Raw genomic sequence first — 21,630 nt, 5'->3', positions numbered from 1 at the left:
GGTCGTTGTGACCTCTCTGTCTAAACACGCCATGCAACCGAATAGCGTCCGCTTGTGCCAAGGTTGCGAATTGCCTGTCGATATCGTCGATCTACCTAATGGCAAAAATGCACATTGTCCACGTTGTGGTACTCAGCTCTATCGTGGTGGTAGTCCTAGCCTATCTGGTAATCTCGCTATCGCTGTTACTTGTATTCTACTTTTTATACCTTCGCACTTTTTTAACTTCATCAGTATTCGGCTATTCGGTGTGATGATTCCGGCGACACTGCCATCTGGAATGATAACGTTATTTCAAGAGGGCTTCGTCCTCCTTTCTATCCTCATTCTTTTTTGTAGTTCTCTTGCCCCACTTATTGTGTGCAGTTCTGTTGTAACGGCACATTGGTCGTTGCATAAACGTTGGTTTAAAGGGCTTCGCGTTTCATTATGGTTAATCCAACACCTAAAACATTGGGTAATGTTGGATGTGTTCCTTGTGAGCATCGCAATCTCTTGTTTTAAGCTGCAAGATTACTCCGATATTTTTGTTGGACCGGGCTTAATTGGTCTTGTTCTATTACAAGTTTTCACGGTTCTGTTGATCTCTCGCATTAGTGTTCGTCGTTATTGGGAAGCATGGCAACCTGAAAACAGTTACGACTTCGAACACAAAGATGTGCATTGTCACGAGTGCCACTTATCGCAACCTGAAGGCGAAAACTGCCATCGTTGCCATCACGCGCTTTACCACCGTAAACCAAATTCTATCCAAAAAACGTGGGCATATTTAATTGCAGCGACGATTGCGATCTTCCCTGCCAACTTGATTCCGATTTCAATTTTGCTGACAAACGGTAAGCGCTTGGAAGACACAATTTTTTCAGGCGTGGCAGGCTTAGTTAAAAACGGTATGTACGGAATCGCGGTTATCATTTTTGTTGCCAGTATCGTCGTTCCTGTGGCTAAGATTCTCGGCCTGACTTACATCTTGTTATGTATCAAATTCAAACGTTCGGTGTTTAGAAGACAACGAATGATGGTTTACTTTGCAGTAAAATGGATCGGCAAATGGTCAGTGATGGATTTGTTTGTTATTTCTATCATGATGACGTTGGTCGATCGTGGACAAATTCTCGACTTCACACCGGGTTATGGCGCTGTTGCGTTTGGTCTGGTGGTCGTTTTAACAATGCTTGCGGCGGAGAGCATTGACCCAAGGCTTATTTGGGACCAAGCCCCAACACAATCAGAAAAAGAGTCAATTAATGAGTGATCAGAACAGTTCTCAAACGTCATATGTGCCAGATGTAAAGAGGAGTAAAGGTATTTCTCCCCTTTGGTTGTTGCCGATTTTGACGATGGTCTTAGCTGGCTGGCTTGTTGTGAAATCAATTCATGACGCGGGACAGCGTGTACAAATCTATTTTTCCGATGCTGCGGGTTTGGTCGCTGGACGAACCACTATCCGCTATCAAGGTTTAGAAGTGGGAATGGTGCGCGACATTAACCTGTCTGAAGATTTAGGCAGCATTTATGTCGACGCTGATATCTACCCTGAAGCGACGAAACTGCTGAACGATAAAACGCGTTTCTGGTTAGTAAAACCAACAGCAAGTTTAACCGGCGTGTCTGGTCTTGATGCGTTGGTTTCTGGTAACTACATTTCTATCCAGCCAGGTGATGGTGAACAGTTTGAAACCACTTTTCATGCTTTGGAATCGGCTCCTACCGACTTACGAGTCACTCAAGGTCTGAACATTAAGTTGAAAAGCCGAGACTTGGGCGGCGTTTCTATTGGCTCGCAAATCGTCTACAAAAAGATTCCGATTGGTGAAGTGTTCAGCTATCAACTGAATGATGATGCGAAGTCCATAACCATTCAAGCCAATATACAAGAGCAGTATCAGCACCTGATTAATAGCCGCAGCCGTTTTTGGAACGTAAGTGGAATTGGTGCAAGCATCGGTTTTGAAGGTGTTGATGTTCGTCTAGAAAGTATGAGCGCCCTACTTGGTGGCGCTATTGCTGTTGACTCGCCAGATGATGGCGAACCCGTTGAAGAGAATACCGAGTTCCGTCTTTATAAAGACCTTAAAACTGCGGGGCGCGGTATTCCAATCAAAATCGCGCTTCCTGATGACAACAAAATTAGCGGCGAAGGCGCGCCTATCATGTACCGCGGGATTGAAGTAGGACAAATCACCGATTTAAGCCTATCTGAAGGTCGTGAAGTGATTTTAGCGTCTGCTGCAATCCAACCTGCTTTCAGTGACATGTTGACTTCTGGCACACGTTTTGTTCTTGAAGAAGCAAAAGTTTCCCTTTCTGGTGTTGAGAATATCGCAAACCTTGTCCGCGGAAACTTTTTAACCATCGTCCCGGGTGAAGGTGAAAGATCTCGACGATTTACTGCCATTCGCCAGAATGTATTTAATCAGCAACAGCAGAAGTCGATTGCAATTCGCCTCGTTTCTGACAACTCCTTTGGCTTAGACAGCGGTGCAAACGTACTTTACAAAGGCATTGTCGTTGGCTCGATCATTAAAGTCGGTTTGCTTGATGAAAAACAAGCACAAGCGGCAAAGCATGAAGTGTTCATGGATGTCCTTATCGACAATGAGTACAAGCATCTAATAAAATCGAACAACCGTTTCTACGTGACAGGCAGTGCTTCTGCAGAACTTACAGAGTCAGGGTTGAGTGTCACAGTACCTCCAGCTAAGCAGCTTCTCACTGGTTCAATCAGCTTCGTTAGCCAAGGACAAGAACAAATCCAGAAAGAATACCAATTGTTCCAGAGCGCTTCTCTAGCGGAGCTTGCACAGTACAATCAATCTGGCTCTAAGACGCTAACTCTCTTTGCATCTGAGTTACCACCGATTTCTAAAGGTAGCCCTCTGCTCTACCGCAATTTGCCAGTTGGCAGCGTATCTGATTTCAATCTGGTCGATGGTGGCGTGATCGTCAAAGCAACCATTGAAAATCGATACGCGCACTTACTCAGTGAACAGACGGTATTTTGGAACCGTTCTGGTGTAGAGATTGATGCCTCTCTTGCTGGTATCACCGTCAAAGCTCACCCTCTTAAAACTTTGATCAAAGGTGGTATTGCTTTTGACTCCATTCCGGGCATTGAGAATAAAGTGGGTCAACGTTGGAAGCTATACAACGATCAGAACCAAGCACGTAAGTTTGGTCGAGTTATCGCGTTAGAAACCGATGGCAGTCAAGAAGTAACCAAAGGTATGCCAATTAAATATCAAGGTGTTAAGGTCGGTGAAGTTACTCTAGTCGTTCCAAACTTTCGTCGTGAAATGGTGGAAGTCACCGCGCGCATTCTTCCTGAATATGTCGACAATATCGCCGTTACCGGGTCACACTTCTGGCTAACAGAACCTGAAATTGGGCTGGGTGGCGTGAAGAACTTAGGCGCGTTAGTATCAAAATCCATCAGTGTTGAACCTGGTAATGGCGCCGCGAAATTCAAGTTTGATTTAGCGAAAAGCCAGCAAGCACAACAAGGAGTGTCATTCACACTGCAAAGTGAGCAACGTGGTTCAGTTCAAGTTGGAACCCCTATCCTATATCGACAAATGGAAGTAGGCAGTGTAACGAGTGTCAGCTTGGGTGAGTTTGCTGATCGAGTGGTAACAAAAATCGAGATAAAGCCCGCATATGCATATCTTGTTCGTCAAAACAGTGTGTTCTGGAATGTCTCAGGCGTAGATGTCTCTATTGGTCTAGGAGGCGCAAACATCAAAGCAGGTACATTTGACAGCTTAGTTCGTGGCGGCATTGCTTTCTCAACCCCTGAGCAATCACAAATTCCACCAGCGGCAAAACAAGGGCAATCTTTCTACTTATACCCTCAAGCAGAAGAGAGTTGGACTCAGTGGCGCACTGCTATTCCAAAACCATAGTGCTTTTAGAGAAAATTATCGACGTAAAGAGCAGCAATCGCTGCTCTTTTTTATTGCTCAAACCTTGCTGGCTATTCGTTTCTGACCCGCTTTCGTATATTATTTGCGGCAAATTCTGCAATCGAGACTTCACTTTGCATTCTAACGTTTACATCCCAGAAGCTTTTCTGGAAAAAATCCAAACTATTCTCCCTGCTCACCTCAACATGGAAGACTTTATCGCGTCGTGCCAAAAGCCATTACGCAAAAGTATTCGTGTTAATACGTTGAAGATCAGCGTAGAAGCGTTTTTGGAGCGTGCAGAATCAAAAGGCTGGACGCTTTCTCCGGTTCCTTGGTGTGATACGGGTTTTTGGATCGAAGCGGATGAATCGGTTGTCCCACTAGGTAACACTGCTGAGCACATGTCAGGGCTATTTTATATTCAAGAAGCAAGCTCAATGATGCCTGTCTCTGCCCTGTTCATGGATGATGAATCCTACGACGCGGTTCTCGATACCGCAGCTGCCCCTGGTTCTAAAACAACGCAAATTGCTGCGTTGATGAACAACGAAGGCGTTTTGGTCGCGAATGAATACGCCGCGAGTCGTGTAAAAGTACTTCATGCCAACATTGAGCGTTGTGGTGTGCGAAATGCGGCGCTAAGTAACTTCGATGGTCGTGTGTTTGGTGGTTGGCTCCCAGAACAATTTGACGCGGTTCTATTAGATGCGCCATGTTCTGGTGAAGGTACGGTTCGAAAAGATGAAGACGCAATGAAGAACTGGACGCAAGCGTCGGTGATTGAAATTGCAGACACACAAAAAGATCTGATTGAAAGTGCTTTCCACGCTCTTAAGCCAGGTGGCGTGATGGTTTATTCAACCTGTACGTTGAGCACCGAAGAGAACCAACAGGTTTGCCATCACCTTAAAGAAACTTTTGGCGACGCAGTTCAGTTCGAGAGCTTAAAAGATCTGTTTGAAAATGCAGAAGCGGCGCTAACAGAAGAAGGCTTCTTACATATCTTCCCTCAGGTTTATGACTGTGAAGGCTTCTTCGTAGCTCGAATTCGTAAGCTTGCAGCAGTAGAAGCGCCACAAGTAAAAAAACGTATGGGTAAATTCCCATTTGTAAAAGCGTCTAACAAAGAATCAGCAGAAATCGCTAAGCAGTTACAAAACACGATGGGCATCGAACTACCAGATGACAGCACGGTTTGGATTCGCGATAAAGACGTTTGGCTTTTCCCTGACGCGCTAGAACCTATGATTGGCGAATTACGCTTTTCGCGTATGGGCATTAAAATCGCCGAAGCGCACAAAAACGGTTACCGCTGGCAACATCAAGTAGCAACTGCCCTAGCAACTGGTAACGAGAAAAACGCAATTGACTTAACGATTGAAGAAGCTCGAGAATGGTACATGGGTCGCGATGTTCGCCCGCAAAACATTCCAACAGATATGAAAACGGGTAAAGGCGAAGTGCTCGTGAAGTACGAAGGCGCGATTATTGGTCTTGGGAAATGGGTAAGTAACCGCGTTAAAAATGGTCTTCCACGTGAATTAGTGCGAGATAAGAACTTATTTTAGTAGCAAAGTGAAATACTATAAATAAATGAAAAGCCATCGTATTTACGATGGCTTTTTGGTTCTAAAGCATGATTGGAACTGGGTTCACTAGCGATCCGAGTGCCCTGTACTAAACTGAATGTATCAAAGCATCGCTTTGAAACGGCATTTCTCTCTATGTTTAACCGACAATATGTGTTGGTCAAAAAGTTTAGCGCAGGCTCTATAAAGGAGCCGTTTCCCCTAGGCCCAAAATAAGGACGAGTTTGGGCCATTTTTTTGACTGATGCATTCCCTATATGAGCTATACCCAAGTGACTTCAAGATGCAGGATTCAGAGCGTTGTCATTGATTCGAGAGTAAGGAAAACAACGCAGTGTAATAGCTAGCTCTTTCCAAGTTGTTTGACGTAGCAATCGGGTCAATGACACGCTCCCAAAGGGCGAGCTGCCTTGGCTTGTATACTTTGTTGCCGATTCTTGATTTAGAATGACTAGATCTTTAAATCGCCGCCGCGTCTACAAACCAAGTCATTCTCGCTGAACCTAGCATCTCGAGGTTACTTGGGTATAATTACCCAAAAGGAAAAACTCACTAGTCCACCAGCCAACACTATTTTCATCAGCTGTGAATCTGTTTACTCGGCTAAACGGATACCGTCTTTTTCAATAACGATCTTACCTGCTTTGTACAAGCCACCAATGGTTTTCTTGTAAGTACCTTTACTGGTGCGGAACGCTTCAAAAATCGCTTCAGGAGAAGATTTATCGTTTAGAGGCAAGAAGCCGCCTTTTTTTTCTAGTAACTCAATCACTTTACTAGAAAGATCATCCATCTTCGCTACGCCAACTTTTTGTAGCGCTAGATCAATCTTGCCATCTTCACGAACTTGCTTAATGTAACCTTTCAGCTTCTTACCAATAAACAGCTTACCGAACACATCCGATGGGAAGATCATGCCCCAGTGTTCGCCGTTCACGATGGCTTTATAACCAAGTTGGCTACGCTCTGCGATAATCAGATCAACTTGCTCATTCACTTCGTAGTTAGCCGGCGTTTTATCTAGCCATTTATTGAACTTAGTTGTACCTACAATACGACCAGATGCCTTATCTGTATAAACGTAAACTAGGATATTTTGACCTGCAGTAAAGCGAGCGCGTTGCTCACTGAATGGGATAAGAAGGTCTTTTTCTTTAATACCCCAGTTTACGAACGCACCAGTCTTATTGATGCCTTCGATCTTCATTAGTCCCCATTCGCCGACTTGAGCGATTGGTTTATCAATGGTCGCAGCTAGCTGACTTTCTGAATCAAAGTAAAGAAATACATCTAGGTGCGCGCCAAGTTCTGTACCTTCAGGTACATACTTATTAGGCAGCAATACAGAACCGTAGTCTTCGCCATCCAGAAATACGCCAAAATCAGCCGTTTTAATGACTTCTAAGCTGTTAATTTGACCAATTTTAATCATCGAATTTGTCTCTTTTTAAATTTACAGGGAATTATACCCAAACTAACAAGAAAATCAGAGAGAAAAGCAAACCTCTCTGTTATGCTGTGTTAGTTCAACAATTTATCCTAGTCCGATCTTAAGTTAATTCAATTAACGGACGCTTATGGGTATAGGATGCTTTAGCAAAATCAGGAGCTTTCCTTGGTCACTGTCGACAAACAAGACTCGGTAACTTTAAAAATTAGCCATGCGTTGGCAAAGAGTAAAACGCTCGACCTTGATATCTATATTTTCATCCCTGGTGAGTTAGGTTTAAATTCCGACATCATCAGTGAGTCTGAGTTCTACTACACTTCGATCACGCAAAAACGATCTTATTACAGTACTGAAGTACTGCTTCCTTTGGTCCACAGTCGCCTAGCCAAACGTGGACGCTTATCTAACCGTCAGTACCGTGTAAGTTTGAGTTTGTTTGCGTATCAATACGTTATCGCGCTCGACAAAGCTGTTGCCGCACTAAATAAACATGAGAGTGACAGCGTCACGGCAGAGGAAGTAGATGAAGTCATTGAACTGACGCTCGACATCCTTAAACGTCTTCGCCGTTCGATTCCTTATGAGGAAAACCTTAAGCGCTACTACGTTAACATCGATAATTACTTGTCTTGGTACACAGAGCAAAAATTCCTATCCCTTGTGGCTCACCTGCCTCGTGAAGGAGATTACAGCACGATCAAGGAACGCTTGATTACACTGTGTGAGAAAGAGCAAGCGCACCGAAAGCTAAACAATTACAACTCTGCAAGCGTTGTTGAAGATGTGACTCGTTTATCGAACAAAATGCGTTTGTTAAGACGTTTGATTGAACACCCTATCGTTTTGAGTGAAAAAACGATGTCGATGGGTAATAACATCAAACGAGCGATTAAAGGCATCGCAACAGGTCTGGTGATGGTGGTCGTGACGAGTACCGTTATTCTTGCCCGAGATTACTTAGGAGAGATTTCTGCATCTTTCATCATCGCGATGTCGTTTATCTACGCCCTACGTGAAATCTTTAAAGATGACCTGCGCGACGCTATGTGGCGTTGGATCCGCAAAGGTAAGCCAAAGTGGCGTAAGAAGTACATGGACCCAACGACAAAGAAAGTTGTGGGTCGTAAATTGGAATGGTTAGATTACCGTTCTCTTTCAAGCCTACCTGATCGTATTCAGAACATTCGTAAAAAACGAGTTGTTCAACGGGAAGAACAAATCCTTCACTATCATGCGAAAACAGAGATGGCGACATCATTGTTCTTAAGTGGTTACGAGCAAACTCGTGAGACATTAAACATGAGTTTACGCCCGATTATTCGTTTAATGGACAAAAGCTCGAACCGCGTATATCGATTAAACGAAGGGCAAGTGAGTAAGGAATCTGTTGAGAAACGCCACTTGCTCAATGTGATTGTCAAAGAAGACAACCACACCGATGAACCTGTTTACTATCGTTGGAAAGTGGTTTTAAACCGTTCGAAGATTGTGTCTATTGAGAAAATAGAATTGAACTAGAACGTCATAAGTCGTTATTGAGAAATTAAGCAGCTTGTCTTTGAGCTGCTTTTTTTATGGAAAGCGTCAAGGAAAACTCCGCCATTGGTTCGTCACCATTAATACTTGGACACAATGCGGTGATCTTAACATCTCGATTGATACGTTCACCTGTTTCTAGAGTCATACGAAGCATTTCATCAATCAAAGGACCATCGTAACATACAAAATGCACATCGCCTTCAGGGCGTTTTAAAAACTCAGCCGTTACTCCTTTAAATGCCAGAGAAATGCGCTCCCCTTGTTCTTGGGCCTTACTCATCGCAAGAAAACCACCTGCCACATCAGCACCAACGGCAAGCGCGCCAAAATACATGCTGTTAAGATGATTCTTGGTTCTTCTTCTCAGTGGGATTCTAACCTCCACATGTTGATCATCGATCGCAAGAATTTTCGGGCGGCATAACCAAATGAGCGGAACTTTTGAAAAACCGAATAAGTTGAGATAAAGGTTTGCACGGCGAACAGCAGATAACATTTTGGTCTCCTTACCAAACTAGTCTGACCAGTTAATCAATGAAGCACCAAAATGTCAAAGAATTGTTAATAACAAATCGATCTAGCTACGGAATTTCGCAAACGGTTTCTTTCTATCGAGTTCTAAAGTTGGATATGAAACACCCAGAATACCTAGCCTCCAAGCTTCTTTTTGCAAAAATACGTGTTATCGAATAGAAAAAGTAGTTATAAATTCAAACGACTATGTATTGATCTCCTTATCGGTTTTTGTCATTTATACATAACTATCATTAATGAATAGCCACAGCATTACATACATTTCGGTATTTAACAGATAAGAATCCCGTGAAACGGTTTATTCCTAACTATAATTCCGTTATCTTTACCGCTTCGCAATAGAGAATAAAGCTATAACATGCCTATAAAAACAGATGAATTGAGAACCCAACCTTTGGGTCCAATGCCGACACCCGCAGAGCTAGGCAGCGTACATCCAATCACTGATGATGTAGCTGATCGCATCGCTCAATCTCGTCGTCAAATTGAAAAGATTTTAACTGGTGAGGATGACCGTATCCTTGCTATCGTTGGTCCGTGTTCTGTGCACGACACTGAAGCGGCAATCGACTACGCAACTCGCCTTGCGAATATCCAAGATAAGTACAAAGACGAGCTATTTATCGTAATGCGTACTTACTTTGAAAAACCTCGTACTGTTGTTGGTTGGAAAGGTCTTATCACTGACCCTAACCTAGATGGCTCATACGCACTTGAAGCGGGTCTTCATAAAGCACGTAAACTGCTACTGGATATCAACAAGCTTGGTCTTGCTACAGCTACTGAGTTTCTTGATATGATCACAGGTCAGTATATTGCAGATCTGATTACGTGGGGGGCAATTGGCGCTCGTACGACTGAGTCTCAAATCCACCGTGAGATGGCTTCTGCTTTATCTTGTCCTGTAGGCTTCAAGAACGGTACTAACGGTAACGTAAAAATCGCAATTGATGCGATTCGTGCGTCTAAAGCATCACACTACTTCTACTCTCCAGACAAGAATGGACGTATGACGGTATACCGCACTAGTGGTAACCCTTATGGTCACATCATTCTTCGTGGTGGTGAGAAAGGTCCTAACTTTGATGAAGCGTCTGTAAAACAAGCGTGTGATGCACTTGCTGAATTCGACTTACCACAACGTTTGATTGTAGACTTCAGTCATGCAAACTGTCAGAAGCAACACCGTAAACAAATTGATGTTGCACAAGACATTTGTGAACAAATTAAATCAGGCAGCACTCGCATTGCGGGTATCATGGCAGAGAGCTTCATTATTGAAGGCAATCAGCCAATGACTGATATTAACAACCTAACTTACGGTCAGTCGATTACTGACCCATGTCTAGGTTGGGATGATACTGAAACGATGCTAGACATGCTGGCAGCCGCAGTAAAATCCAGTAAGTAATTTCCCTATAACAAGATAATCAAGGAATCTTCATGCCATCGTTTGATATTGTTTCAGAAATCGATACCGTTGAACTACGTAACGCGGTTGATAACGCTAACCGTGAACTATCTACTCGTTTCGATTTCCGCAATGTGAATGCGAGCTTTGAGCTAGTAGAAGAAAATGTAAAAGTTTCAGCAGAAGGCGAGTTCCAGCTAAAGCAAATGCGTGACATCCTACGTAGCCACTTGGCGAAGCGTAACATTGATGCGAACGCTATGGATGCAAAAAATCCAGAAGCGACGGGTAAGAACTGGCACCAAAACATTGCGTTCCGCCAAGGTATCGATACGCCTACCGCGAAAAAGCTAGTTAAACTAATCAAAGACGCGAAGCTTAAAGTTCAAGCATCTATCCAAGGCGACAAACTGCGCGTAACGGGTAAGAAGCGTGACGATCTGCAAGCAACGATTGCAACGATCCGTGAAGCTGAGATGGGTATCCCATTCCAGTACAACAACTTCCGTGATTAATTGCGCTCTCCTACTCTCTTAATGTAGAGAATGAGAACAGTGGAATAAAAAACGCCGGCGAGATATTCGTCGGCGTTTTTGTATGTGTTGTGAGTAATCTAAGCGTCTATTTTTGATAACTAATTTAGATAACGAACTTGTATCTAGATAACAAAGCTTAGATTACCAAGTCTTGCCCTTGCAGAAGTGAAAACTCACTTGTTCCATAAGGAACGAAGATACAAACACGAAGCTTCTCTTCTTTGGCTTTTCTGAGCATATCTGAGAGCTCTGTTGCACTCGAAAATGCCTCACGCTCCGCATCTCTTCTTACTAACTCCATCACATTTGCTTCGCATTTGGTTGAGTGAAGCGCTAACTCCGCTTGCTGCATGTAGCGCACGGCTTTAATAGGCAGCATTTCAACGTCTTTACCTACCTGAATCCAAGTGCAGCTTCCTGTCTCGTCTAATGGCTTAGTCATGGTTTCTTGATAGATGGTTTCCAGCTCACGGTTATCACGTGCATTTTCCACCTCGGGGTGCGAAAAGTAGTTCTCCCAAAATTTACGACGCAAATCGACACTTGGCAATGCCTCTTTAATAGAGTTACGTTTTGAGTTGGCGAACTCTGCCATCAGTCCCATATTTTGCGGCAGGATGGCTTCCAACTTTTCACGGATGTTTCGGATCAATACTGGAGATGCACCGCCACTCGAGATGGCAATTTGAATACGGCCGCGGTTAATCATCGAAGGCGTAATGAAATCACAATAAGGTTTGTCATCGACGACGTTTACTAAAATACCTAGCTCTTTTGCGTCTTTATACACTTGATGGTTAAGCTCCGAGTTATCCGTTGTCGCCCATACTTGAATGAATGAGTTAGTGACAATGTCACTTGAATAAAAACGTTGAATCCATTGCACTTGCTGCTCTTGAGCAAGCTTATCAAGAAAGTCGACAAGGCTTGGGGAGACAATCGTGACGTCTGCTCCGGCTTTGAGCAATGCTTCCACTTTGCGGCTTGCTACTTCACCGCCACCAACAACCAATACTGGTTTATTTACTAAATCTAAGAACAGAGGAAAATATCGCATTTCAATCCATGATCACTTCAAATAACTGTCTAAATTCATGCTACCAAAAATGGGGCAACCACTTCACCTTGTTTCGGCTTCACAAATAATTTTTGTTCAAATTTTCGGCTGACATAGCCACCCTACACTAATGATACTTTTAATAACAAACTTTTATCCTTCTGTTTTAATCACTCTTTTATCGATTGTTCTGATGCACCAATCTGACAATTAGTTGCGCTATTTACAAACAATTAACATTTCGTCATTCTAAATCGCAAGGCGCTTTGTGACTTCTCTCCAAAACTCTTTTTAAATTATATATTTGAGAATTAGCAAATCCTTTCCTACGCTTATAACTGATTGATTTAGCGATTGCCGTTTCTTCGAAAATCAATCATGTAGGACGAAAACACTAACGAATTGGACACGTTGTATCAGGTCGCTCCTGATTAAACATGGATCATACAGGAAGGATACAAATGGCAAACAAACTAACAGTTCTTGCTTCCGTCGTAGCGGCTTCTACTGCAATGATGGCTACCTCAGCTCAAGCAGCAGACACTACTCTGGACAAAGTCACGAAACAAGGCTTCCTTACTTGTGGCGTAAGTACCGGTCTACCTGGTTTTTCAAACCCTAACTCAAAAGGTGAATGGGAAGGTATCGACGTAGAATATTGCCAAGCACTGGCTGCAGCCGTCCTTGGGGATAAAACAAAAGTTAAATATGTACCCCTAACCGCGAAAGAACGATTCACTGCGCTTCAATCGGGTGAAATCGATGTGCTTTCACGTAACACCACCTGGACTCTACACCGTGATACGGCTCTTGGTCTGAACTTTGTTGGCGTAAACTATTACGACGGTCAAGGTTTCATGGTTAAGAAAGATCTTGGTGTTTCAAGTGCGAAAGAACTTGATGGCGCATCAGTCTGTGTGCAGTCAGGTACCACTACCGAGCTTAACCTTGCGGACTACTTCCGTAACCAAGGTATGGCGTATAAACCTGTAGTATTTGATACGGCAGCGCAAACCTCTAAAGGTTTTGATGCTGGTCGTTGTGACGTACTAACGACAGACCAATCTGGTTTGTATGCGCTACGTCTGAACTTGAAAGACCCTTCTTCAGCTAACGTTCTTCCTGAAATCATCTCTAAAGAGCCTCTAGGTCCCGTTGTACGTCAAGGTGACGATCAATGGTTCAATATTGCGAAGTGGACTCTGTTTGCGATGGTGAACGCGGAAGAATACGGCATTACCTCTAAAAATGCCGATGAGATGTTGAAATCAAAAGATCCAAACATCAAACGTATTCTTGGCGTAGATGGTCCGAAGGGTAAAGGTTTAGGCATTCGCGACGATTGGGGCTACCAAGTGATTAAGCAAGTTGGTAACTACGGCGAAAGCTTTGAGCGTACGGTTGGTACAGGTTCACCTCTGAAGATTTCTCGTGGTGTGAATGCACTTTGGAATGCGGGCGGTTTCATGTACGCACCACCAATCCGCTAATACAACGATTATCACAGGGCGGTTTATGCCGCCCTTTTTCGTGAGTGAATCTATAAATAAGGGTTTGAGGTTATCGCTGTATGAAACCGACGAATGATACATCGCCAAGTACGATGTCCAAACCAAGCGGAAGTAAGAGCCTGATTTATAATCCAGCTTTTCGTTCCGCTATTTTCCAGATCATTGCCGTAGCTGCACTGGTATTTTTCTTTTACACAATCATTAATAATGCACTGACGAACCTTGATGCCCGTGGTATCGCAACAGGTTTTGGTTTTCTTAATCAAGAAGCAGGCTTTGGTATTGGTCTGACTCTTATCGAATACGACGAAACGTTTTCTTATGGGCGTACTTTCGTCGTTGGTCTACTCAATACGGCGCTGGTTTCAGTGTTAGGTATTGTCCTAGCAACCGTTATTGGTTTTGTTATGGGTATCGCTCGTCTCTCATCAAACTGGTTGGTGAGCCGATTAGCAGCGGTATATATTGAAACTTTCCGAAATATCCCACTACTTCTGCAAATCTTTTTCTGGTATTTCGCGGTTCTTCAAGCTCTACCATCACCAAGACAAAGTATGAGCCTTGGCGAAGCTATCTTTTTGAATGTACGCGGGCTGTATTTCCCTGCACCTGTCATGGAGGCTGGTAGTAGCTTCGTCGTCGCGGCACTAGTCATAGGTATCATCGCAAGCATTTTGATCAATGTATGGGCGAACAACAAGCAACGTTTAACAGGTCAACAAACTCCGATGGGTCGCATCGTATTTGGCTTAGTAATCGCGCTTCCTTTAGTGGTTTACTTCCTTGCTGGCATGCCAATTTCTTTGCAGTACCCAGAATTAAAAGGTTTTAACTTCCGAGGTGGTATCAGTATCATTCCTGAACTGGCTGCACTTCTACTTGCGTTAAGCGTCTATACTGCATCGTTTATCGCAGAGATTGTACGCTCTGGTATTAACGCTGTGAGTCATGGTCAAACTGAAGCAGCAATGTCGCTTGGTTTACCACGCACAAAAACTCTGAAGCTGGTCGTGATCCCTCAGGCATTACGTATCATCATCCCTCCTCTTACTAGCCAATACCTGAACCTAACCAAGAACTCTTCCCTGGCAATGGCGATTGGTTACCCAGATTTGGTTTCTGTGTTCGCGGGAACTACGCTGAACCAAACTGGACAAGCGATCGAAATTATCGCGATGACCATGGGCGTTTACTTGACGTTGAGTTTAATCACTTCTGCGTTAATGAACTTGTATAACCGTAAAGTTGCGCTGGTGGAGAGATAATATGAGTACACATCAATTTCAGCCTGATCTCCCGCCGCCAGCAAACACTGTTGGTGTCGTAGGTTGGCTACGCAAAAATCTATTCAATGGACCAATCAACTCCATCGTGACGTTGATTCTGGCTTATATCGTATTTTCTGCTCTTTGGAACATTGTTGATTGGGCGTTTATCAATGCAGACTGGGTTGGCACAACGAGAGACGACTGTACACGTGAAGGCGCATGTTGGGTCTTTATTAGCGTCCGTTGGGAACAGTTCATGTATGGTTTCTATCCAGAAGCGGAACTCTGGCGCCCTCGCCTGTTCTACATCACATTGGCGATCTTTACTGTGCTACTTGCTTATGAGAAAACGCCAAAACGCATTTGGATTTGGTTGTTCTTCGTAAACATTTACCCATTCATTATTGCAGCCTTGCTTTATGGTGGAGTATTCGGTCTTGAAGTGGTTGAAACGCACAAATGGGGTGGTCTACTAGTAACCTTGATCATTGCACTCGTTGGTATCGTCGTCTCCCTTCCAATCGGTGTTGCGCTTGCCCTGGGTCGACGTTCAGATATGCCAATCATCCGCAGTATCTGTACTGTATACATCGAAGTGTGGCGTGGTGTCCCACTCATTACTGTCCTGTTCATGGCATCAGTGATGTTACCTCTGTTCTTGGCTCAAGGCTCAGAAACTGACAAGCTAATCCGTGCACTTATCGGGGTGGTTATGTTCAGTGCGGCTTACATGGCAGAGGTGGTACGTGGCGGCTTGCAAGCGATCCCGAAAGGACAATATGAAGCGGCAGACGCCCTCGGTCTTACCTATTGGAAGAAGATGGGACTGATCATTTTGCCACAGGCGCTTAAGATCACTATCCCTTCTATTGTGAACACTTTTATCGGTCTCTTTAAAGACACCAGTCTTGTGCTTATTATTGGTATGTTTGACGTACTGGGCATTGGACAAGCTGCGAATACCGACCCTGAATGGCTAGGCTTCGCAACAGAAAGTTATGTATTTGTCGCGTTAGTGTTTTGGGTATTTTGTTTTGGCATGTCACGTTACTCGATATGGCTTGAAAACAAATTGCATACCGGTCACAAACGATAACTCATCAAGATCAAGGACGTATTATGACGCAACAACAAGATTATATGATCCAGTTGAAGGACATGAATAAGTGGTATGGTGAGTTTCACGTACTAAAGAACATCAATCTAGACGTTAAGAAAGGCGAAAAAATCGTTATCTGTGGACCATCCGGATCTGGTAAATCGACCATGATTCGCTGTATCAACCGTCTGGAAGAGCATCAAGCTGGCAGCATCTATGTGTCGGGTACTGAACTTACAGAAGACCTGAAAAACATTGAGGCGGTTCGTCGTGAAGTGGGCATGTGCTTCCAGCACTTTAACCTTTTCCCTCATCTAACGGTTTTGGAGAATTGTACGCTTGCCCCTATCTGGGTGAAGAAAATGCCAAAAGAAGAAGCCGAAGCCATCGCAATGCAGTACTTAGAGCGCGTTAAGATCCCCGATCAAGCGGACAAGTATCCGGGGCAGCTCTCCGGTGGTCAGCAGCAACGTGTAGCTATTGCTCGTTCTTTGTGTATGAGCCCTAAAGTGATGCTGTTTGATGAACCAACTTCTGCACTGGACCCAGAAATGGTGCGTGAAGTACTGGACGTAATGGTAGAACTGGCGGAAGAAGGCATGACCATGCTGTGTGTAACGCACGAGATGGGCTTTGCAAAAGAAGTCGCCGACCGAGTCATCTTTATGGACGCGGGGGAAATCATCGAAGAAAACAATCCTGTCGATTTCTTTGAGAACCCGCAATCGGATCGTACACAGAACTTCTTGGCTCAGATTCTTCACCATTAAACGCATTCTGAACACCGAGATAACCGACAAAGCGCTGAGCTTAATATCAGCGCTTTTTCTTTACTCTCATATTGGCAAACAGACCACGTTACGAAAGTCCAGTTGATTCAACGCGTTGTAAATTTGCGCAACGTTACAACATTCTACGTGAACTGGTCTTCAGAGCTTTGAATAATAAGCCTTTCTCCGCTAGGCAAGGCGGTAATATTGTGTTACAAGTTGCCACATACATAACACATTATTTCTATTATTATTTTGTTCTAGATGTACATGTGGCGGGCTTGATTTTTTGAACTATCGGGCCCATATATGTCTATATATTAAAGATAAGACAGTCCCTTATAGAGGAAGATTATGAACAGTCCTATGTTTTCTCGCACTACTACTCAAGAGAGTGCTCTACAAACCAACAAAGTATTGCGTAATACATATGCACTACTTTCTATGACTCTACTATGGTCAGCACTGGTTGCTGGCGTATCGATGGCGTTTAACCTACCACGTCCAGGTATCATCCTAATGTTGGTCGGTTTCTACGGTCTACTATTCCTGACTGAAAAGAACCGTAACAATAGCATGGGTCTTGTATTTACATTCCTATTTACGGGTTTCTTAGGTTACACCATCGGTCCAATTCTAAACATGTACATCGGTGCTGGCATGGGCGACGTTGTGCTAACAGCACTTGGCGGTACTGCTCTGTCATTCATGGCAGCTTCTGCTTACGCACTGACAACTAAACGTGACCTATCTATGATGGGTGGTCTAATGCTGTCACTATTCGTTGTTCTAGTTGTGGGTATGATTGCGAGTATCTTCATCCAATCTACTATCCTGCACCTAGCAATGAGCAGCTTGTTTATTGTTTTCTCTACCATGGCAATCCTGATGACTACTCAAGGCATCATCCGTGGCGGCGAAACAAACTATATCTCTGCGACAATTACGCTGTATGTTTCAATCTACAACATCTTCATCAGCCTACTAAGCATTCTAGGTATCATGAACGACGACTAAACCGTCAGATTGAATTGAAGCTCCAAAAAGCCCGAAGTTGTACTTCGGGCTTTTTCTTTGCATCTTACCTTGTGGATGTTACCTTCCTTTTCACACCGCCCCTTCAAACAACAAATTGAATACTCATGCAAAAATAGAAATACTCACCCCGAGAATTTTCTAACAACCTGCATAGGTTTACATTTTATTGCATAAATCAAAAGGTGTAAGCTTAACGATTATCGCCCACAGTTTAATATGTTGAATCGTATGAATTTAATTCGCTCAGTCGACTCAACAGATTCTTTTGTTGAGCACAAGCCAGCCTCTACGCTACCCTATACTTATCAATGGTTACTTAGCGGAAATAGAGCTATGTTCGTTTATAACGGCAAAGAAATTGAAACTGATGCTCAAGGCTACCTACTTGACCACACACAGTGGGAAGAAGGCATGATTGAGCTTCTAGCAAAAGAAGAAGAAATTGAACTGACAGAGGCGCATTTGGAAGTGGTTCACTTCGTGCGTGATTTCTATGAAGAGTTCAACACATCACCAGCTGTAAGAATGCTGGTTAAAGCGATGGAAAAAGCGCATGGTCCAGAGAAAGGAAACAGCAAGTATCTGTTCAAACTTTTCAAGAAAGGTCCTGCAAAGCAAGCGACTAAGCTAGCTGGTCTGCCAAAACCTGCTAAATGCTTATAAACCGCCCGCCTCAACGCCACGTCGACAAGCCCAGCGTGTAAAGCTGTTGCTTATCGAGTTACTGCGCTTGGAGCTATAAGATCTTAAATCCGCGGAAAGGCTTATAAGACACACTCTCTTGAGTGACACTGTCAACCGTTGCCGTCCGCGGACCATCTTCCAACCACTTAGAAAACGCCGCGATTTGTTCATCGGTGCCACAGGCAATTACTTCAACATCTCCGTTGTTTAAGTTCTTCGCGTACCCGGTTAAACCCAGTTTCAAGCCTTGATGTGATGTGTGGTATCGAAATCCTACACCTTGTACGTGACCTACTATCAGAAACTTCTCACACTTTAGTACCATCCGTATACCGCTCCCTAAATTTGAGTGATATATTATTTCCGTCTATTTACCCCACTAAGGATAGTGGGTTTTTATATGGTTATAATAATTATGAAAGAAATTCCTTTCCGTTGGATTGACAAATATCTCATCCATTTAAAGATTCAAGAAAAGTTCTACCTACTCTTCTTGCTCCCTCTCATCGCATTAGTCATCCTAACTCTCGTTTTGAACAGTGCCGCAGACTCACTCATTACTGACTTATATCAGGAAGAGTTGATATTAATGAAAGGTCTTATCGAGGCAGGCAATCTCTCGCAATCTCAAGTTGCTAGCCTAATCTCAAGTTCAGATACGATTGCTTTCGGTACAGGTCCAGAAGCTGTTTCTGTTATGAATGGGGCTTTTAGTCTCGTTGCTAACCACGAACAGTCGCTATGGACAGCACTATCTACAACGCAAGTAAGCATTATTCTTATCACTCTGTTTATCATTGCAATGGGCGTTTACTACATCATGACGTTCATCGGTGGTGCGATGTTCACAATGAACAAAGCACTAAACACATTGGCAAACGGCGATTTAACTGCTCGTATGAACTTTTTCCCTGTTCGTGACGAGTTTAGTGAGATTGCTATTACGATCGATAAAGTTGCCGATCGTGAACAAAAGATGGTTCAGTCGATTCAGGAGTCTGTGGCGCTTATGCAGCAAATCAGCTCAGATCTAAACCTATCTATTCAAAACAGTTCTGAAATCTCTAACACGCAACAAGAGCACTTGAATTCGCTGGCAAGCGCAACAGAGGAAATGGCATCAACCATTCGCGAAGTAGCAACACTGGCTCATGACTCAAGCACTCAAACTGATGATGCTCGCAGCGTCGCTCAATCAGGTCAGGTGAAAGTGGAAAACACGCTTCACTCTATCTCCAACCTTTCCACTGAGATCCAATCAGCATCTCAAGCGGTAGAAGAGTTAGATGCAAACGCGGCGCAGATTGATGAAGTGGTAACAACCATCAACGGTATCTCTGAACAAACGAACCTCCTTGCGCTAAACGCAGCCATTGAAGCGGCGCGTGCTGGTGAACAAGGTCGTGGTTTCGCAGTCGTAGCCGACGAAGTTCGTGCTCTTGCTGGCAGGACTCAACAAGCAACCGTCGAAATTCAAGCAATGATTGAAGCGCTACAACGTAACAGTCAATCACTGACTAAGTTGATGGAAGTAACAGTTCACAATGCGAATGAAGGTCAAACTCTAATGGCCGAAGTGAATCAAGAGATTGGCTCACTTGCAGACAAGAACCAAACTATTTCTGACAGCAGCGTTCAAATCGCTACGGCAGCTGAAGAACAAGGCGTAGTGGCTGACAACATTGCATCGAGTGTTGAAGAGATCCGCATTCAAGCTAACAATGTGTGTACGATGATCAGCACCACATCTCAGAATGTCGAGCAGCTTCGTGCCCAAAGTGACACTATGGAATCACTGCTGACTGGCTTGAAAGCTTAATCACATACACTAATAGCTAGGGTCACTTCGGTGGCCCTTTTTTGCGCCTGGAAAACCCGTCCGTTATTCCACTCACAAGTTTATAATTAAAGCCTCTACAAATGATTGGATTGTCGATGGATATTGCTTTTGCGGGCAACATCCCGGACAATACGCCCCTTTCAAAATTCAACAAGAGCTAAAGAAATGACAGCTGCTATCTATTTGGTTAAAGGTCGTGAGAAATCGGTTAAGCGTAAGCACCCATGGATCTTCTCTCGAGGCATCAGTAAAGTTGAGGGCGAACCTGCTCTTGGCGAAACCGTTGATGTATTTACTCACGACGGGAAATGGCTAGCTAAAGCGGCATATTCTCCAGCTTCTCAAATTCGTGCTCGTATTTGGAGCTTTGAAAAAGAAGAGATCAACAAAGCATTCTTCGTTAAGCGCTTCAACAACGCTCAGCTTCTTCGTGAAGACGTTATCGACCGCGACGGTCTTACTGGCTACCGCCTTATCGCAGCAGAGTCTGATGGTATGCCAGGTGTTACGATCGACCGTTACCAAAACTTCTTTGTGTGTCAGCTTCTAAGTGCAGGTGCAGAATACAACAAACAAGCTATTGTTGATGCGTTAGTTGAGTGTTTCCCTGGTTGTAACGTTTACGAGCGTTCTGACGTCGCGGTACGTAAGAAAGAAGGTCTTAAAGAAACAACCGGCGTATTGCACGGTGAAGAGCCACCAAAATCAGTGGTAATTGAAGAAAACGGCGTGAAGATCAGCGTAGATATCGTTGGTGGTCATAAAACTGGTTTCTACTTAGACCAACGTGATAGCCGTCAACAAGCGATGAAGTACGTGAAAGATAAAGAAGTTCTCAACTGTTTCTCGTACACAGGTGGTTTTGGTCTGTACGCGCTAAAAGGTGGCGCGAAACGTGTTATTAACGCAGATGTATCACAACCTGCTCTCGACACAGCAAAATTCAATGCAGAGCTGAATGAGTTTGATATCTCTAAGAAACGTGCTGTATTCCTAAACGCCGATGTGTTCAAACTGCTACGTGAATACCGTGACCAAGGTACGAAGTTCGACGTTGTTATCATGGATCCACCGAAATTTGCTGAAAGCAAAGCACAACTAAATGGCGCGTGTCGTGGCTACAAGGACATCAACATGTTGGCCATGCAAATTCTAAACCCTGGTGGCACGCTACTTACCTATTCTTGCTCTGGTCTGATGGACCAAGTTCTGTTCCAAAAAATTATTGCCGATGCCGCAGTAGATGCAAATCGCCAAGTAAAATTTGTGGAACGTTTCGAACAAGCAGCGGATCACCCTACTGATACCGCTTACCCAGAAGGTTTCTACCTAAAAGGCTTTGCGTGTAAGGTCCTTTAATCGCTGGCTATTTTAGATTCAAAAGAAAACGGAGCTTTCG

At 43.8% G+C, this 21,630-nt stretch carries 18 protein-coding genes; 14 read left to right on the top strand and 4 right to left on the bottom strand.

Annotated features, from left to right (window positions below):
* The first annotated feature begins 7 nt into the window (after positions 1-7).
* From ABMY42_RS22040 to rsmF, 3 genes are all read left to right on the top strand, one after another.
* A complete protein-coding gene (locus ABMY42_RS22040; RefSeq protein ID WP_026000329.1) occupies positions 8-1,255 on the top strand; it encodes a paraquat-inducible protein A in 1,248 nt (415 codons plus the stop codon).
* Positions 1,248-3,902, top strand: a complete 2,655-nt coding sequence (locus ABMY42_RS22035) for an MlaD family protein (RefSeq protein ID WP_038898058.1) — start codon at positions 1,248-1,250, stop codon at positions 3,900-3,902. The genes ABMY42_RS22040 and ABMY42_RS22035 overlap by 8 nt, the downstream gene beginning before the upstream one ends.
* Positions 3,903-4,036: 134 nt before the next feature.
* Positions 4,037-5,473, top strand: coding sequence for a 16S rRNA (cytosine(1407)-C(5))-methyltransferase RsmF (rsmF, locus tag ABMY42_RS22030; RefSeq protein WP_349266802.1), 1,437 nt, complete (start codon positions 4,037-4,039; stop codon positions 5,471-5,473).
* 616 nt (positions 5,474-6,089) lie between these two features.
* Here the strand turns inward: rsmF and ABMY42_RS22025 are convergent.
* Positions 6,090-6,926 carry a S1-like domain-containing RNA-binding protein gene (locus ABMY42_RS22025; RefSeq protein WP_005446795.1) on the bottom strand — a complete coding sequence of 279 codons (837 nt, stop codon included), beginning with the start codon at positions 6,924-6,926 and terminating at the stop codon, positions 6,090-6,092.
* A gap of 183 nt (positions 6,927-7,109) precedes the next feature.
* On the opposite strand from ABMY42_RS22025, the gene ABMY42_RS22020 reads away from it, so the two are divergent.
* A complete protein-coding gene (locus tag ABMY42_RS22020) occupies positions 7,110-8,462 on the top strand; it encodes a hypothetical protein (protein ID WP_005446794.1) in 1,353 nt (450 codons plus the stop codon).
* A 25-nt stretch (positions 8,463-8,487) separates the two neighbouring features.
* Here the strand turns inward: ABMY42_RS22020 and ABMY42_RS22015 are convergent, their stop codons facing one another.
* Positions 8,488-8,979 (bottom strand): DUF4442 domain-containing protein, encoded by a 492-nt coding sequence (locus ABMY42_RS22015; protein WP_017818121.1) that lies wholly within the window; start codon positions 8,977-8,979, stop codon positions 8,488-8,490.
* A gap of 396 nt (positions 8,980-9,375) precedes the next feature.
* Here ABMY42_RS22015 and ABMY42_RS22010 point away from each other — a divergent pair, with 396 nt between their 5' ends.
* Both ABMY42_RS22010 and ABMY42_RS22005 read left to right on the top strand, forming a co-directional pair.
* Entirely contained in the window at positions 9,376-10,428 is a 1,053-nt protein-coding gene (locus ABMY42_RS22010) for a 3-deoxy-7-phosphoheptulonate synthase (protein WP_005446791.1), read from the top strand.
* Positions 10,429-10,460: 32 nt separating this feature from the next.
* A complete protein-coding gene (locus ABMY42_RS22005) occupies positions 10,461-10,943 on the top strand; it encodes a YajQ family cyclic di-GMP-binding protein (RefSeq protein ID WP_005446779.1) in 483 nt (160 codons plus the stop codon).
* 157 nt (positions 10,944-11,100) lie between these two features.
* On the opposite strand, the gene ABMY42_RS22000 is transcribed toward ABMY42_RS22005, so the two are convergent.
* Entirely contained in the window at positions 11,101-12,021 is a 921-nt protein-coding gene (locus ABMY42_RS22000) for an NAD(P)-dependent oxidoreductase (protein ID WP_349266801.1), read from the bottom strand.
* Positions 12,022-12,482: 461 nt separating this feature from the next.
* On the opposite strand from ABMY42_RS22000, the gene ABMY42_RS21995 reads away from it, so the two are divergent.
* The 6 genes from ABMY42_RS21995 to ABMY42_RS21970 all read left to right on the top strand — a co-directional run bounded on the left by ABMY42_RS21995 (position 12,483) and on the right by ABMY42_RS21970 (position 18,370).
* Positions 12,483-13,511 carry an amino acid ABC transporter substrate-binding protein gene (locus ABMY42_RS21995; protein WP_005446777.1) on the top strand — a complete coding sequence of 343 codons (1,029 nt, stop codon included), beginning with the start codon at positions 12,483-12,485 and terminating at the stop codon, positions 13,509-13,511.
* A gap of 80 nt (positions 13,512-13,591) precedes the next feature.
* Complete coding sequence (locus tag ABMY42_RS21990) at positions 13,592-14,797, top strand: amino acid ABC transporter permease (protein WP_005446776.1); 1,206 nt, start codon at positions 13,592-13,594, stop codon at positions 14,795-14,797.
* 1 nt (position 14,798) lies between these two features.
* The gene (locus tag ABMY42_RS21985) at positions 14,799-15,896 is read left to right on the top strand and encodes an amino acid ABC transporter permease (RefSeq protein WP_005443946.1); all 1,098 of its coding nucleotides are present in this window, start codon (positions 14,799-14,801) and stop codon (positions 15,894-15,896) included.
* A 23-nt stretch (positions 15,897-15,919) separates the two neighbouring features.
* A complete protein-coding gene (locus ABMY42_RS21980) occupies positions 15,920-16,669 on the top strand; it encodes an amino acid ABC transporter ATP-binding protein (protein WP_005443945.1) in 750 nt (249 codons plus the stop codon).
* Between the two features lie 354 nt (positions 16,670-17,023).
* Complete coding sequence (locus tag ABMY42_RS21975; protein WP_005446774.1) at positions 17,024-17,686, top strand: Bax inhibitor-1/YccA family protein; 663 nt, start codon at positions 17,024-17,026, stop codon at positions 17,684-17,686.
* 354 nt (positions 17,687-18,040) lie between these two features.
* On the top strand, positions 18,041-18,370 hold the full coding sequence (locus ABMY42_RS21970; protein WP_005446773.1) for a TusE/DsrC/DsvC family sulfur relay protein: 330 nt from the start codon (positions 18,041-18,043) through the stop codon (positions 18,368-18,370).
* Positions 18,371-18,443: 73 nt separating this feature from the next.
* Here ABMY42_RS21970 and yccX read toward each other — a convergent pair whose 3' ends face one another.
* The gene (gene yccX / locus ABMY42_RS21965) at positions 18,444-18,716 is read right to left on the bottom strand and encodes an acylphosphatase (protein ID WP_005446772.1); all 273 of its coding nucleotides are present in this window, start codon (positions 18,714-18,716) and stop codon (positions 18,444-18,446) included.
* A gap of 90 nt (positions 18,717-18,806) precedes the next feature.
* Here yccX and ABMY42_RS21960 point away from each other — a divergent pair, with 90 nt between their 5' ends.
* Both ABMY42_RS21960 and ABMY42_RS21955 read left to right on the top strand, forming a co-directional pair.
* The gene (locus ABMY42_RS21960; RefSeq protein ID WP_045489065.1) at positions 18,807-20,210 is read left to right on the top strand and encodes a methyl-accepting chemotaxis protein; all 1,404 of its coding nucleotides are present in this window, start codon (positions 18,807-18,809) and stop codon (positions 20,208-20,210) included.
* Positions 20,211-20,396: 186 nt separating this feature from the next.
* On the top strand, positions 20,397-21,590 hold the full coding sequence (locus tag ABMY42_RS21955; protein ID WP_005446769.1) for a class I SAM-dependent methyltransferase: 1,194 nt from the start codon (positions 20,397-20,399) through the stop codon (positions 21,588-21,590).
* Positions 21,591-21,630 lie beyond the last annotated feature (40 nt).

This window comes from Vibrio sp. SSH13-20 (assembly GCF_040104475.1).
GTDB classification, from domain to species: Bacteria; Pseudomonadota; Gammaproteobacteria; order Enterobacterales; family Vibrionaceae; genus Vibrio; species Vibrio harveyi.
This window is presented reverse-complemented; position numbering and strand designations above follow the sequence as displayed.